Below are 15,930 nucleotides of genomic sequence, written 5' to 3' on the forward strand. Positions count from 1 at the left end.
TCCCACGCGCCAGCGCGACCAGATTTGCGGGCTCTCCCGCCTCCTCGTTGCTCTCGCCGCTCAAGCGCACCTCCGACGGTGATCGTCACGTCACCGTCATGATTGCGCCAGCTGCCACCGAATGCAACGAGGAAACGGGCTCCCGAAGGCCGTCATTCGGCCAACTCGGCAACCAGACCTGCCGCCACAGTCAGCTTTGCCACCGTCGGAGGACCGACGAGAAGGTCACCAACGAGCTGTCTCAGCCGCCCGATTCGCGATTCGCGCGCCGTCGTCCACATATCGGCCCCACCCTCGGCGATCGCCCGGGCGACGATACGGCGACGCGCGACGGCGAATGTCCGCCAAGCGATTTCCGCCGCCTGTCCCTCATAGAGATCGGACGGCCTCACCAGCTCTGCCAGACGAGCGACCAGATCGGCGGCAATCGCTTCGTCGATCGCCGCCATGACCGGCATCACCTCGTCGACAGCCCGGCCAACCTCCTCGCCGATGACGATCAGGTCGAGGCTTCCGAGTTCAGCCGGCAGGCTGGCAATGCGAGCCGCCAGCCGCTCCGGCACGCCTGCGGCGACAAGCTCGCCATCGACCTTGCCGGCCGGCGCGCTGTCGCGGAAACGGCGCACGCCCTCGGCCAACCGCTCGATGGCAGAGGCGAGATCCCCTTCGGCTTTCACGTTCTGGGCCACCCACAGGGCGGCGTCGGTCAGGAAATCGGCGACACGGCGCCGAAGCTCGACCCAGACGGCACCCGAGACCTTGCCCTCCAGTCCGTCAATTTCGGCCGTGACCCCATCGGTCCCGAAAGCCGCCGCCGCCACGACGAGAGCGCGCACAGCCGCCTCGGCGTCCACATCCGCTTCGTCGCCGAGACGGCTGACAAAGGTCGGGCCAGCCGCGTCAACCGCAGCGCCGGCGACACGCGTGGCCAGGATGTCACGAGCCAGGCGGTGGGCGGCAATGTCGTCGGCAAAGCGTTCCCGCATGGCCGGCGGGAACGCCAGGACCAACCAGTCATTGAGCGCCGGATCATCGATCAGGCGGCCCGCCAAGAGATCATCGGACAGCATCAGCTTGGCATGCGCCATCAGGATGGCGATTTCCGGTCTCGATAGCGTTTCGCCCATAGCGGCCAGACGACTGGCCGCCGATTCGTCGGGCAGGCCTTCGCGGCGCGGGTCGAGCAGGCCGCGCTCGGCGAGCACCGCCGACAGGCGCATCAGGCGCGGCAGCTCTCCAGAGCCGCGCGCGCGCGTCACCGACAAGGCGACCACTTGCCGACGACAAAGCCGCAGCACGCCGGCGGCGATGTCGTCGGTCATTTCGGCAAGCATCTCGTTGCGTTCTGACAGCGTCAGTCGGCCGGCAGCCATCGCCCGGACAAATGCGATCTTGATATTGACCTCGGCGTCCGAGGTCGCGACACCGCCGACATTGTCGATGGCATCGGAATTGATCCGTCCGCCGCGCCGGGCAAAATCAACCCGCGCCCTCGGCGTCACGCCAAGGTTGGCCCCCTCGCCCACAACGCGAACTCTGAGAGAACCGGCCGGGATGCGGACTCCGTCGTTGATGCGGTCACCGGCGTCGAGATTGCTCTCGTCGTCGCCACGCACGAACGTGCCGATACCGCCAAAGAAAAGAAGATCGGTCGGCGCCTTCAGGATCGCTGTGACGAGTTCGTCGGGGCTGAGAACCGCGGCATCCATGCCGAGCACCCTCCGTGCCTCATCGGAGAGTGCGACGGACTTCTGCGTTCGCGGAAAAACGCCGCCGCCCGGCGACAGCTTCGCCGGATCGTAGTCGCCCCAACTGGAACGCGGTAGGTCAAACAACCGCCGCCGCTCGGCAAGCGCTGCCTCGACGTCGGGATCCGGGTCGATGAAGATATGGCGGTGATCGAAGGCCGCAACGAGCTTCATCGATGGCGACAGCAGCATGAAGTTGCCGAACACATCGCCCGACATGTCGCCGACACCGACAGCGGTGAACGGATCGGATTGGGCGTCGAGGTCGAGTTCGCGGAAATGCCGTTTCACGGCCTCGAACGCGCCGCGCGCCGTGATTCCCATCTTCTTGTGGTCGTAGCCATCCGAGCCGCCGGAGGCAAAGGCGTCGGCCAACCAGAAACGACGGGACAACGCGATGCGATTGGCAACGTCGGAAAAACTGGCAGTGCCCTTGTCGGCCGCCACCACGAGATAGGGGTCGTCGCCATCGTAACGGACGGTCCCGACGGGCGGGACGACGACGTCATCGACGATGTTGTCGGTAAGATCGATCAGCGTCCCGACGTAGCGCTCGTAGGCGGCAACGCCGGCCGCCGCCCGATCATCGCCGATACGGCGAGCGACGAAGCCCCCCTTGGCGCCCACCGGTACGATGACCGCGTTCTTGACCTGTTGCGCCTTGACGAGACCAAGGATCTCGGTGCGGAAATCCTCCGGCCTATCCGACCAGCGCAACCCGCCCCGCGCCACCTTGCCGAAGCGAAGATGGACGCCTTCGACGTCGGGTGCATGCAACCAGATCTCGGCGAACGGGCGCGGCGCCGGCAAACCATCGATCCGTTCAGCGTCGAACTTGAACGCCATCACCGGATGCGGATCGCCATCGGCTCCGATCTGGAAGAAGGTCGTGCGGGTCGCCGCCTCGATCAGATTGGCAAGCCGCCTGAGGATGCGATCGTCATCCAGGATCGGCACTTCGCGGAACGCCGCCTCGAGTTCACCATGCAAGGCCCGGAGTCGCGCCGCGCGATCGCCTTCGAAAGTCGGGGAGAAGCGGGTGGTGAAGAGCGAGACGAGAAGCGTTGCCACGCCAGCGTTGCGCACCAGCGCCTCGGCGACATAGGCGTGGCCGTGAGCGAGACCAATCTGGCTGAGATAGCGGGCGAGCGCACGGAGCATGGCAATCTCGCGCCAACCAAGACCGGCGACGAGCGTCAGTGCGTTGAGGCGATCGCTGTCGGCCCGTCCGAGCCAGACCGCCATGAACAGCGCCTTCAGTCGGTTGCCATCGCGCGCGAGATCCACATCGACGCCATCGGCACGGCGGAGCGCCATGTCGTGCAGCACGATGGTCTCGCCCGAGCGCCCGATCTCGAAGGTTCTTTCCTCGAGCACCGTGAAACCCATCGCCTCCAGAACCGGCACGCGGGCCGACAGTGGCACCGGGCCGCCCCGGCTCATCAGGCGCATGGAGACGCGGGGAGATGGCAGATTGCCGCCGATGAGGTCGACCGCCGTGCCGCGATCGCCGACAAACAGTTCGAGAAGTGTCACGTCGGCAACCGCCATCTCGGCGGAATAGCTCGCCCGATAGGCCTCGGGGAAAGCGCGGCCATAGAGCTCGATCAGCTTGCGGCCACGCGCAGGACCGAACTTCGCCCGACAAGCGTCGGCAAAGCCGTCGCACCAGTTGCGGGTTATGCGGGCGACGGCGGCTTCCAGTTCCGCCTGAGCGACAGCGGGCGTCGCCCCCTCGTCACGTCCGATGATGTAGTGAACACGGGCGAGCGGACCTTCCGGGAACGCCGGATAAACCGACGAGACACGGCCATCGAACGCATCCGCGAGATAGTTGCCGATGGCGAGCCGCGTGTCGGTGTTGTAGCGATCGCGCGGCACATACACCAGGAGAGACACGAACCGGTCGAACTTGTCCCGGCGGGCCAGAACGCGGATGCGCGGCCGCTCGCCGAGTTCCAGAATGGCCAGGGAAAAATCAAGAAGCGTGTCGAGGTCGACCTGGAACAGCTCATCGCGCGGATAGCTTTCCAGAATGTTGCGCAGCGCCCGCCCCGAGTGGCTTTCCGGATCGAATCCGGCGCGAGCCATGATCGTCCCCACCTTGCGACGAAGGTAGGGAATGGAATGGGTGGAGCGGGTGTAGGCCGACGCGGTGAACAGGCCGAGCAGTCGGATTTCACTGACGAGGCGACCGTGGGCGTCGTAGCGCTTGATACCGATGTAGTCGAGATAGGCGTGGCGGTGAACGCGCGCCTTGACGTTGGCCTTGGCAACGATCAGCGGTTCGGCCTGCCTGAGGAACTCGGTGATCTCCGGCGTCACCTGCACCATCTCGCGGCCGCGCCTCAAGACCCGCACTTCGGGGTCGCGCAGCAGACCGTAACCACCCGTCGGAATGAGCGAGGTAAGCTCGTCGCTGTCTCCATCGGTGCCGACGGCATACTCCCGGAGCCCCAGGAAGGTGAAATTGTCGGTATTGAGCCAGTTCAGAAACTCGACCGCTTCGGCCACCGCCTCCGGCGGCAAAGGCGGCGGTGTGTGCCGGTAGACGTTGATCACCGACTTGACCAGCGTCTGCATGCGCGGCCAGTCGTCGACGGCGGCCCGCACCTCGGTCAGCAGGCCATCGAGGCGCGTCTCCAGCTGATCGGCAGCAATGGCGTCGGGCAGGCGGGCGATGTGGATGTGGATGAAACTCTCGCGGCTGGAGTCCGGGTCATCGCCGATCGACAGCAGACGACCGCTCATACCGCGCACCACGGAGAGGATGGGATGCACCATCAGGCGCACCTCTATGCCGGCGTCGGTCAGTTCCTGCATGACCGAGTCGACGAGAAACGGCATGTTGTCGTTGAGAACGTCGACGACCGTCACTTCCCTGCGATGGCTTGCCTCATCATCCCACGTGGGATTGTAGATGCGGATCGAATGGATGCCAGGCACCCTGAGCGACAGGCTCGACATGGCCCCTTCCGCGAAGGCGACCAGTTCGTTTGCCGCATAGGCAACCACATCCTCCGCGGCGCCCTTGCCGTAAAGGGTCTTCAAAAGGCTGGCGACTTCCGGCCTGCTGCCGCGGGCGGCCAGATCGGCGGCCTCATCGAGGCGCGCCTCCTTCAGCACTTCCATCACGCGCTTCATCGACAACTCCCGCCGCCCCGAATGGGCCGGCGCCGGCTATCGCACCGCTCCGGCCGATCAAGGGAAGACGCAACCGGAAAGGCGGCGGCCGCGCCGCCGCCCGAATGTTCGGAGCACACAGTCAACCCGGTCCGCACGACGAATCCAATTCGCGCTGTTGCGGACTCGGCGCCAACCGCGTTCACGGAGGCCGACTTCATTCCTCCTCGTCGTCGAACTGATCGATATCGACGAGGAACATGATGTTGGCGCCCTCCCCGTCGAACTCGTCCCCCTCTTCGCTGTCGATTTCGTCTTCGATGTCGTCGATCTCGCTAAAGGCCTCGACTTCATCCTCGTTGGCCTGGCGGATGACGAAGGCCGAAACGCCGTCCCAGACAGGGCTGCCGGCGCTCGTGAAGCCGCGAATGTCGTCGAGGAAATCCTCGCTTTCGAAGATCTCGCGCGCCTCTGCCTCGTCGGCGTCGGTGGTGGCGATCGCGATGCCGGCGATTTCGAGCGTGTACATGGCTATCTCCCTGTTGTCCGGACAAGAACGCCGGCGGGTAAGTCTAGGATTGGCATCGGTGGCCTCGGGCCGAAGACGGTCCGGCGGCATCACCGCAGCCTACGGCTTCCATCATGGCTCGGGGGATGTCAATGGTTCCTCCGACGAACCGGCCTCGACAGCACGCCGACGCCGTTCGGCGATCGCCGCGTTGAGCGTTGCGCCGTAAAGCAGAATGAGGGCCATGAGGTAGAGAAAGACGATGGCCGTCATCACGCCGGCAAGGCCCGCGTATGTCGAGGCATAGTTGGCGAAATCAGCGAGATAGAGCGAAAAGCCGTAAGCGCCGGCAATCCAGGCCGCCAGCGTCAGGCCGACGCCGGGCAATATCTCGGCAATGCCCCGTCGACCGGCCGGCAGCCACAGATGCGACGCGATGAGACCGCCGCCGGCGATCAACAAGGTCAGACCGAAGCGCAGGAACGTCAGGGGCCAGGCGAAATCCTCGATCGCCGGGACCAGATGCACGAGCGCGGTCCAGGCCACCGGCGCCAGCACCACCAGGAAGGCGATGGTCAGGAAGATAATCGTTCCCAGCAGCACGAAGCCGATGCTCTCGAGCCGCAGCCACAGAAAATTTCGGTTCTCGGTCGTGCCGTAGGCGCGGTTGAGACCGACGCGCATCGCCTCGACGCCGGAAGAAGCGAACCACAGCGCCAGCGCCACGCCGATGGTCAGCACGTCGCGGCGCGGAACCAGCAGCACGTTCTTCACCTCGCCGGCGATCGGGCCGGCGATACTGGCCGGCACGCTTTCGAAGATCAGCGCAACCACCGTCGCCGACAGCGCGCTGAGGTCGAAAAAGGCCGCAATAGCGGTGAGAAAAATCAGGAATGGAAAGAGGGCCATCAAGGAAGATAGCGCCACATGCGAGGCGATCGCCCAACCGTCCGCGGCACTGAATGTCAGAGCGGCCCGCCAGAACGGGGCGATGAGGCGTCCGATAGCCCGCACGGCGTTTCTCCCTAATTCCCTGAACAAGTTGGTCTATGCGGAGAGAAATGCAAGAGTTGGGCTGCGCCTGCCGTCTTGCTCCCGTCGTTCTTTGGGTGCATTCCATGCTGCGCATAATCCGGAGTTCGCAATGACCGTCACCCGTCAGGACATCGATTTTCTCGTCGCCACCGCCCAGGCGGCGGCGGAGATCGAGATCATGCCGCATTTCTCCAACCTTACCGCCGCCGACATCAAGACCAAGGCGCACGCCTCCGATTTCGTCACCGTCGCCGACATCGCATCCGAAGCGTTGATCGAAAAGCGCGTCCGGGCCGCCTGGGGCGACGATTTCCTGTTCGTCGGCGAAGAGGTCATGGAGCGCGAGCCGACGCTGATCGACCGCCTGATGGCCGCGCCCCGCGCGGTTGTCGTCGATCCCATTGACGGAACCTTCAACTACGCAAACGGCGTTCCCGCCTTCGCGGTGATCATTTCCATCGTCGAGCACGGCGCAGTGAAGGGCGGCATCATCTACGACCCGGTTCGTAACGACGCGGCCTGCGCGATCGACGGCGGTGGCGCTTTTCTCGTCCGCCAGGGCCAGCCGGACCGGCCGCTCCACGTAGCGCCGGCCGCGCCGCTCTCCGAGATGCAGGGCTGCGCCGGCTGGTATTACGCTTCGCCGGAGGAGCGAGAGCGCTTGCTCGGCGGCTTCGGACGCACCTGGGGCATCATGAACTACCGCTGCGGCGGCCAGGAGATGCGTCTGCTCGTCGATGGTCGCATTCAGTTCTGCTATTACCACAAGCTGTCGCCATGGGATCATGCGGCCGGTTGGCTGATCCACCGGGAGGCGGGCGGTTACTCCGCGCTGCTCGACGGCTCTCCCTACCGCCCCGACCTCCGGGCCGGCGGGCTTCTCATGGCGCCCGACAAGGCGAGCTGGACCGAGCTTGCAACGGCGCTTAGCGGTTAGGCAACCCGCTCTCTGGAAATGCGAAATGGCCGGCTTTCGCCGACCATTTCCTTTGTGCAGCCAAGATCTCTGACCTTACTCGCCGAGCACCACCAACAAATCCTTGGCATCGATCTGGGCGCCAGCGGCGACAAGAACCTCGGTGACGGTGCCGTCGCGTTCGGCGTGGATGGACGTTTCCATCTTCATCGCCTCGATCGACAGCAGAACGTCGCCCGCCTTCACAACCTGTCCCGGCTTCACGGCCAGCGTCGACACGACGCCGGGCATCGGCGCCGCCACATGGCCAGGATCGCCGGCATCGGCCTTCCGGCGCTGTGCCTGCACCGACGCGGCGCTCGACCGATCGGGTACCCGCACCATGCGCGGCTGGCCGTTGAGCTCGAAGAACACCCGCACCATGCCCTCGTTGTCCGGCTCGCCGATCGCCTGGCAGATCAAGACGAGCGACTTGCCGCGTTCGAGCTCGATGTTGAGCTCGTCGCCAGCCTGCATGCCGTAGAAATAGACCGGAGTCGGCAGGACAGAGGTTGGCCCGTAGGTCTCCTGCGACTTGGCGAAGTCGAGGAACACCTTGGGATACATGAGGTAGCTGGCGAGATCCTGGTCGGTCGGCGTCCAGGAGAGCTTCTCGGTCAACTCGGTGCGCGCCGCCTCGAGGTCAACCGGCGGAATCAACGAGCCCGGTGGCACGGTGATGGGTTCGGCCCCCTTCAGGATCTTGGCCTGAAGATCCTTGGGCCAACCTCCCGGCGGCTGTCCGAGATCGCCGTGGAACATCTCAACCACGGAATCGGGGAAGGCGACGTCCTTCTCCGGATCGAGCACGTCCTCCGGGGTAAGCGCCGAGGAGACCATCAAGAGCGCCATGTCGCCCACGACCTTCGACGACGGGGTCACCTTGACGATGTCGCCGAACATCCGGTTGACGTCGGCATACATCTTTGCCACCTCGTGCCAGCGCGTCTCGAGGCCGAGAGCACGGGCCTGTTCCTTGAGGTTGGTAAACTGGCCACCCGGCATCTCGTGGAGATAGACCTCCGACGCCGGTCCCTTCAGATCGTTCTCGAAAGCAGCATACTTGTGACGCACCGCCTCCCAGTAGAAGGAGATGCGGCGAATGGCCTGCTGATCGAGGCCGGTCGGCCGAGGGCCACCCTCGAGCGCCGCGACGATCGACCCGAGGCAGGGCTGCGAGGTGTTTCCGGAGAAGGCATCCATGGCGGCGTCGATGATGTCGACGCCCTCCTCCACCGCTGCCAGCACCGACGCGGCGGCGATGCCGGAGGTGTCGTGGGTGTGGAAGTGGATCGGCAGATCGGTGGCCTCGCGCATCGCCCGGAACAGCACACGGGCCGCCGCCGGCTTCAGCAAACCGGCCATGTCCTTGATGGCGATGATATGGGCGCCGGCGTGCTCCAGCTCTCGCGTCATGCCGACATAGTACTTGAGGTCGTACTTTGCGCGATCGGGGTCGAGGATGTCGCCGGTGTAGCAGATGGCCGCCTCAAGCACCTTGCCCTGGTCGAGCACGGCATCCATGGAGACGCGCATGTTGTCGATCCAGTTGAGGCAATCGAACACACGGAACACATCGACGCCGCTCGCGGCGGCCTGCTGCACGAACTGGCGGACGACGTTGTCGGCATAGTTCTTGTAGCCGACGCCGTTGGACCCGCGCAGCAGCATCTGCATCAGGATGTTGGGCGCCTTGTCGCGAATCTTGGCGAGGCGTTCCCAAGGATCCTCGGTGAGAAAACGCATGGCCACGTCGAAGGTGGCGCCGCCCCAGCACTCCAGGCTGAACAGGCCCGGCAAGCCGCGCGCATAGGCCTCGGCGATGTTGGCCATGTCGTGGGTACGCATGCGCGTCGCCAGCAGCGACTGGTGACCATCGCGCATGGTGGTGTCGCTGACCAGAACATTGTTCTGCTCGCGGATCCACTTGGCGAGCGCCTCCGGTCCGCGCGAGGCCAGAAGGTCGCGGGTGCCGGGTGTGATGCCGCCGGAGAAGGTTGGAACCACCGGCTTCGGCCCTTCGCCCGGCTGCGGACGATTGCGGGTTTCCGGATGACCGTTGACGGAAACGTCGGCGATATAGGTCAGAAGCTTGGTCGCCCGGTCCTTGCGTTTCACCAGCTGGAACAACTCCGGCGTCTCGTCGATGAAACGGGTGGTGTAGCGGTTCTGCTGGAACTTCGGATGCGAGATGATGCTCTCGAGGAAGGTCAGGTTGGTTGCGACACCGCGAATACGGAACTCGCGCAGCGCCCGCATCATGCGGTTGATCGCCTCGATCGGGGTGGGCGCCCAGGCGGTAACCTTCTCCAGCAGAGGATCGTAGAAACGGGTGATCACCGCGCCGGCGTAGGCGGTGCCACCGTCGAGACGGATGCCGAAGCCGGTGGCTCCGCGATAGGCGGTGATGCGGCCATAGTCGGGGATGAAGTTCTGCTCGGGATCCTCGGTGGTGACGCGGCACTGCAGCGCATGACCGTGCAGGCGAATCTCCTCCTGCTCTGGCACGCCCGATTCGGGTGTCCCGATCTCGAAGCCTTCGAGGATGCGGATCTGGGCGCGCACCACATCGATGCCGGTCACCTCCTCGGTAACGGTGTGCTCGACCTGGATGCGCGGATTGACCTCGATGAAATAGAAGGCGCCGCTGTCGGCATCCATCAGAAACTCGACGGTGCCGGCGCCGTAATAGCTGGCGGCCTTGGCGATGGTGACGCCATAGCTGGTGATTTCATCGCGCTGGGCATCGGTGAGGTAGGGCGCCGGCGCCCGCTCGACGACCTTCTGGTGGCGCCGCTGCACCGAGCAGTCACGTTCGAAGAGGTGGACGATGTTGCCATGGGTATCACCGAGGATCTGCACCTCGACGTGGCGGGCCCGCTCCACCAGCTTCTCGAGATAGACCTCGTCCTTGCCGAAGGCTGCCATCGCCTCGCGCTTGGCGGTCACCACCTCGCGCAGCAACGTCGCCTCGTCGCGAATGACGCGCATGCCGCGACCGCCACCGCCCCACGAGGCCTTCAGCATCACCGGGTAACCGATGCGCTTGGCCTCCGCCTTGACGATTTCCATGTCGTCGGGCAGCGGATCGGTGGCTGGCATCACCGGAACGCCAGCCTCGATGGCGAGATTGCGCGCCGCCACCTTGTTGCCGAGCTGACGCATGGTTTCCGGCGACGGACCGATGAAGATGATTCCAGCGTCGCGACAGGCCTCGGCGAACTCCGGGCTTTCCGACAGGAGGCCGTAACCGGGATGAATGGCGTCGGCCTTGGACTCCTTGGCGACCCGCAAGATCTCGGGAATGCTGAGATAGGCCTCGATCGGCCCCAACCCGGCGCCGATCTGGTAGGCCTCATCGGCCTTGAAGCGGTGCAGCGCCAGCCGATCCTCCTCGGCAAAGACGGCAACCGTCTTCAGACCGAGCTCATTGGCGGCGCGAAAAACGCGGATGGCGATTTCGGATCGATTGGCGACAAGCACCTTGGTGATCGGCACGGCAAGCTCCATACGTGAAACTACGTCGGCGGCTTCCCTAGCACGGCTTGAAGGCTAATGTCATATCCCGACGAGGCTTTTTGGCCTCGTCCTTTGGGTGAAGCGAAAAAGCGTCGACCGATGGCGACGCGATCAAACCGATTTAGATTTACGAGCTATCATGGTCACTTACGGCGCCTGGACGCATCATGTTCCAGTCGCAGGAGGAATAGGCCATGCAGAACATGCATGGCGGCTTCCTCCAGTGTGCATGGCGATGGTGGCTGATCGCCACCGCCTCGCTCAGGCGGACCGCGTCTCGCCTTGTGCTGCAAGAGCCTGACGGTTGACCGGCTTCTGAGCCAGCGCTTCGAGAATGCGAGGCGTGGCGATCAGCGTCGCCCGCTCCTTCGTATCAAGGAAGGAAACGCCCTCCTCTATCGTCTCGGCTTCGCCAATCTTGGCCAAGGCCAGGGCCGACACCGGATCCACGCGTCCGGGCGGACGCGGCGCCATGCGGTCGACCAGCGCCAGGTGCTGCATCAGGAGATTGGAATCGGCGACAATGTCGACGAGACTCGGCGTGGCGGCCACCGCTTCGATATAGGCCGGGCGGGCCTCGTCCATGCGCCCCTGGATGCCGGGACGAAGACGCTCCTCGGGGATGCGAAGAAGACCCAACCACTTGACGAAGCGCCCCACGGCAGTGGAGCCGGTAAGGCCGGAGATCGGCACGGCGAACACCATGCCGAGAATGGCCGGCGACAACCAGGCAAACAGCACCCAGCTGTCGGCAATCGCCGCCCAGGCGAGAGCCAGACCCGCCAGCACGTGCCAACGGTGACGAACGACAAGGTCACCGATCGGCAGGCCGCCGTCGTCGCGCCGCTGCGGCTTCCACCCGGCGTCGCGGTGCAACACGATCTCGGTGACCGCGCCGGTCTGGATCAGCATCATGATCGGCGCAACCAGTGCCGACACGATCACCTCGAAAATGAACGACAGGATGAGGCCCAGGAAGCCGCCAGCTGCCTTGCGATCCCGAGAGTTGAAGAAGAATGCCAAAAGCCCGAGGACTTTCGGCAGGAACAGAACACCCATCGTCAGCGTGAACAAGGCAAGCGCTCGTTCGGCGTCGATGCGCGGCCACGACGGGAACAGCTGGAACTCGTCCTTGAAATATTCGGGCCTGATGTAATGGGCCTGCAAGGTCAGCGCCAGACCGGACAGGATCAGGAGCAGCCAGAGCGGTGAGGCAAGGTAGCTCATGATGCCCGTGAGGATATGCGAGCGCGACACCCAGTGAAGACCTCGCCCCCCGATCACCTTCAGGTGCTGCAGATTGCCCTGGCACCAGCGGCGGTCACGAATGGCCAGGTCTACAAGCGACGGCGGGCTTTCCTCGTAGGAGCCGGGAAGATCGTCGGCGATGATGACGTTCCAACCGGCGCGACGGATCAGCGCCGCCTCGACGAAATCGTGGCTCATGATGTGGCCACCGAACGGCGGCTTGCCGCTGAGCTCGGGCAGGCCGGCGGAGTTCAGGAACGCTTCCGTGCGAATGATTGCATTATGACCCCAGAAGTTGCCTTCCTTCTGCACCCACCAGGAAAGGCCGGTTCCGACCACCGGTCCGTAGACCCGCCCGGCGAACTGTTGCAGCCGGGCCATCACCGTCGTGCCGTTGACCAGCGTCGGGATGGTCTGGATGAGACCGGCGTCCGGGTCGGCTTCCATCCGGCGCGCCAGCTCGACGATCGTCCGTCCTTCCATCAGGCTGTCGGCGTCGAGCACCAAGAGATGATCGTAGGCGCTTGCCCAACGTTTGCAGAAATCGCCGACGTTACCGGCCTTTTTGGCTGTGTTGTTGCGCCGGCGACGGTAGTAGACGCGGGTAAAGCTGCCGATGCGCTCGCGCGCGGCCAGGAGCGCCGCTTCCTCCTGAAGCACCACCTCCGGGTCTGTGGTGTCGGCCAGCACGAACCAGTCGAAGGCATGGCTCTGACCGAGCGACTCGACGTCGCGGGCCATTGCCTCGATGGCGGCGAAGATTCGCGACGGGTCCTCGTTGTAGGTCGGCATCAGCATGGCCGTCCGCTTGCGCAGAGGCTCGTCCGACACAGGCCCCGGTTGGGCGAAGCGCCGACCAACCAGCTTGAGGAAGCCGAACACCGCAGCCACAGACGACAGGGCGATCCAGGCGAAGGTCACGGTGAAGAGAACCAGCACCACGCGCTCGATCGGCGTGAGGTCGCCGAGCGCAAGCACCGCATACATCTCGTTGAACGCGTAGGCCAGCAAGGCCGCCGTACCGCCGATCACCGCGAAGCGCTTCAGGAACGACGACCGGCTCTCAGGGTTTACCAGACGCCGGCGGCTCTTCCGGCTAAACCGTCGAAGATCCTGAGCCGGCATGTCCGCCGGCTTTTCCGGAGGCATGCCTGGTGCGTATCGCCCGTTGACGGCGACATCGCGAACTATGCTGTCCATCTGAACGCCCAGGTCTCGGCCGTCTGCCCGCCATCGAAGGCAAGCGTCGCGGTCAGCTCGATCAGCGTCTCGTTCTGCGGATCCAGTTCGAAGCTGAGCCGCACCCCACCGGTTTCGGAGTTGTTGACGACGACGATGTTCTTCACCGTGCCCTTGGAAGCCTGGACCGACGCCTTGGCGGCGCCGAGCTTGGCCGGATCGACGCCTTCGAAGAAGCCGTAGTCGATGACGAACAGCCGAACCGGCGTCGGACCGCCGACACCCGCCCTGCCCGACCGTGTCGCGGTGACGTAGGCCGCACCAGAGCCCAGGGCGGGGTCGCCGCCCCAGAACAGGCGATAAGCGAAGAAGAACTCGGTACCGGCCGGGATCTTGTCCTGCGGCGCCCAGTAGGCGACGATGTTGTCATGGATCTCCGAGTTGGTCGGGATCTCGACCAAGGTCACTGCGCCGGCGCCCCAGTCGCCCACCGGCTCGATCCAGAGTGACGGTCGCTTCTGGTAGGCAGCCTCGAGATCCTGGTAGGAGTCGAAGTTGCGATCGCGCTGGATAAGCCCGAACCCGCGCGGACTGCGATCCTGGAAGGCCGAGATCTGCAGTTCCTTGGGATTGGCGAGCGGACGCCACCAACGATCGCCACGGCCGGTCACCATGAGCAAGCCGTCGGAATCATGTACTTCCGGCCGGAAGTCGTCGATGTCGGTACGGCCGTTGGCCGAGAAGAAGAACATCGACGTTCCCGGAGCAAGACCGACCTTGCTGAGATCGGCGCGCGGAAACAGCTGAGCCTCGACGTCGATGGTTGTCGGCAGGCCAGGGCGAATGGTGAACCGATAGGCGCCCGATACGGAAGGACTGTCGAGCAGAGCGTTGACGACACAGGTGTCCGAGCCGGCCGTCGGCGTCTCCACCCAGAAGGCGCGGAACAAGGGGAACTCCTCGCCCTCCGGATCGGCGGTCTTGAGAGCAAGACCGCGCGCCGACAGGCCGTAGACCTCATCCTTGCCCAGCGAGCGGAAATAGCTGGCGCCTTGGAAGACCAGCACCTCGTCGAACACGTCGGGCTTGTTGAGCGGCGAGTGCAGGCGGAAACCCGAGAAACCGATATCCTCCGATGGAATCGGCTGCGGCACCAAGGGTCCATAGTTGAACAGGTTGGGATCGTAGGGAACGTGAGTCGCCTGACCATTCTCGACGAGCGCTATCTCGACCGGCTCCTTGAAGTAGGAGCCGCGATGGAAAAGCTGCATCTGGTAGGGCAAGCCCTTGTCGGCCCAGATGGCCGTTTCCGGACGGAATCGGATATCGCGATACTGGTCGTAGGTGAGGTTCTCGAGGATCGGCGGCAGACTGGTGTCCGGTGCTTCGTAAGGCTTCTTGGAGAGAGCACGCGCAATCTCGGCCACGGTCGATCGGGTGAACGGTCCGGTCACGGCAAACTGATGTTGCAGCGTTGCCGCCCGCGCCGCAGCCGGAACCCCGGTCGCAACCACGACGGCACCCACCGCCGTCAGCGCCCGGGCAAGAAAATCGCGGCGATCGATCATGGGATTCCCGTCAGAAAGGTCCACAGCGGCTCCACTCGTCATTCACTATGGGCGTGGGAACAGGGACGAAACACAAGGTTCCCGTCACGCCGTGAAGCGCGCGGCGCCAGCTCGTCCGATGCCCCGAAAATGCCCTGTTACCCGTTGGTTTCCAACATGTCATGTGGATACCAGACCGGCACGTTGGTGCATAGAACCATACGCCGCCGACCATCGAAATTATACATCCTCGCCCGCATGCCCGCCATGACCGGACGCGGTCTCAATGAGCTCCACTTCGGCCTCCGCGCAGAGGCGCCGAACACCCTCCCGAGGGCAGCGATCGGTCACGAACACATCCACCTGATCGACCGAGCCGATCCTGACAGGCGCCGTCCGCTCGAACTTGGTCTCGTCGGCCACCAGGATCACCCGGCGGGCATTGGCGATGATTGCCTGAGCCACCTTCACCTCGCGGAAGTCGTAATCGAACAGCGCCCCATCCTCGTCGATGGCCGACGTGCCGATGATGGCGAAATCCACCTTGAACTGGCGGATGAAATCCACGGCCGCCTCGCCGACGATGCCGCCGTCGGAGTGGCGTACCTGACCGCCGGCGATCACGACCTCGATGCCCGAATAGGCGCGCATCAGGTTAGCCACATTGATGTTGTTGGTGATCACCATCAGGCCGGAATGCTGCAGCAAGGCCTGCGCCACCGCTTCGGTGGTGGTGCCGATGTTGATGAACAGCGACGCATCGTTGGGCACGAGCTCGGCGGCGGCCTCACCGATCGCCCGCTTCTCGACGGCGGAAATCTGTCGCCGCGCCTCATAGCCGACATTCTTCACCGTCGATGCGAGCACCGCTCCGCCATGCACGCGAGCCAGCAGCCGGCGGTCACAAAGCTCGTTGAGGTCCTTGCGGATGGTTTGCGGCGACACCTCGAAGCGCGTCGCGAGGTCGTCGACCAGCACACGGCCGACCTCGCGGGCAAGATCCAGGATGGCATGTTGGCGGTCGATCAGCATAACTCTCTCGGGGCAGACGGTTCGCGCGCGCAGTCT

The 15,930-nt window shown here is 64.5% G+C and carries 8 protein-coding genes; 1 reads left to right on the forward strand and 7 read right to left on the reverse strand.

Features of this window, described 5'->3' with window-relative positions; translation table 11 throughout:
- Positions 1-152 precede the first annotated feature (152 nt).
- From M4J40_RS03265 to M4J40_RS03275, 3 genes are all read right to left on the reverse strand, one after another.
- Positions 153-4,892, reverse strand: a complete 4,740-nt coding sequence (locus tag M4J40_RS03265) for an NAD-glutamate dehydrogenase (RefSeq protein WP_251752062.1) — start codon at positions 4,890-4,892, stop codon at positions 153-155.
- Between the two features lie 196 nt (positions 4,893-5,088).
- Positions 5,089-5,400: a hypothetical protein gene (locus M4J40_RS03270; protein WP_251752063.1), complete on the reverse strand. Its 312-nt coding sequence runs from the start codon at positions 5,398-5,400 to the stop codon at positions 5,089-5,091.
- 111 nt (positions 5,401-5,511) lie between these two features.
- Positions 5,512-6,393, reverse strand: coding sequence for a YhjD/YihY/BrkB family envelope integrity protein (locus M4J40_RS03275; protein ID WP_251752064.1), 882 nt, complete (start codon positions 6,391-6,393; stop codon positions 5,512-5,514).
- A 130-nt stretch (positions 6,394-6,523) separates the two neighbouring features.
- On the opposite strand from M4J40_RS03275, the gene M4J40_RS03280 reads away from it, so the two are divergent.
- A complete protein-coding gene (locus M4J40_RS03280) occupies positions 6,524-7,351 on the forward strand; it encodes an inositol monophosphatase (RefSeq protein WP_251752065.1) in 828 nt (275 codons plus the stop codon).
- A gap of 75 nt (positions 7,352-7,426) precedes the next feature.
- Here M4J40_RS03280 and pyc read toward each other — a convergent pair whose 3' ends face one another.
- The 4 genes from pyc to M4J40_RS03300 form a co-directional block, all read right to left on the reverse strand.
- Positions 7,427-10,867 carry a pyruvate carboxylase gene (gene pyc / locus M4J40_RS03285; RefSeq protein ID WP_251752066.1) on the reverse strand — a complete coding sequence of 1,147 codons (3,441 nt, stop codon included), beginning with the start codon at positions 10,865-10,867 and terminating at the stop codon, positions 7,427-7,429.
- A gap of 282 nt (positions 10,868-11,149) precedes the next feature.
- Entirely contained in the window at positions 11,150-13,336 is a 2,187-nt protein-coding gene (gene mdoH / locus M4J40_RS03290; RefSeq protein ID WP_251752067.1) for a glucans biosynthesis glucosyltransferase MdoH, read from the reverse strand.
- Positions 13,324-14,883 carry a glucan biosynthesis protein gene (locus M4J40_RS03295; protein WP_251752068.1) on the reverse strand — a complete coding sequence of 520 codons (1,560 nt, stop codon included), beginning with the start codon at positions 14,881-14,883 and terminating at the stop codon, positions 13,324-13,326. Before M4J40_RS03295 ends, mdoH begins: the two co-directional genes overlap by 13 nt.
- 219 nt (positions 14,884-15,102) lie before the next feature.
- Complete coding sequence (locus M4J40_RS03300) at positions 15,103-15,894, reverse strand: DeoR/GlpR family DNA-binding transcription regulator (RefSeq protein ID WP_251752069.1); 792 nt, start codon at positions 15,892-15,894, stop codon at positions 15,103-15,105.
- Positions 15,895-15,930: the final 36 nt, after the last annotated feature.

Source organism: Pleomorphomonas sp. JP5, from assembly GCF_023721815.1.
Taxonomy (GTDB): Bacteria; Pseudomonadota; Alphaproteobacteria; order Rhizobiales; family Pleomorphomonadaceae; genus Pleomorphomonas.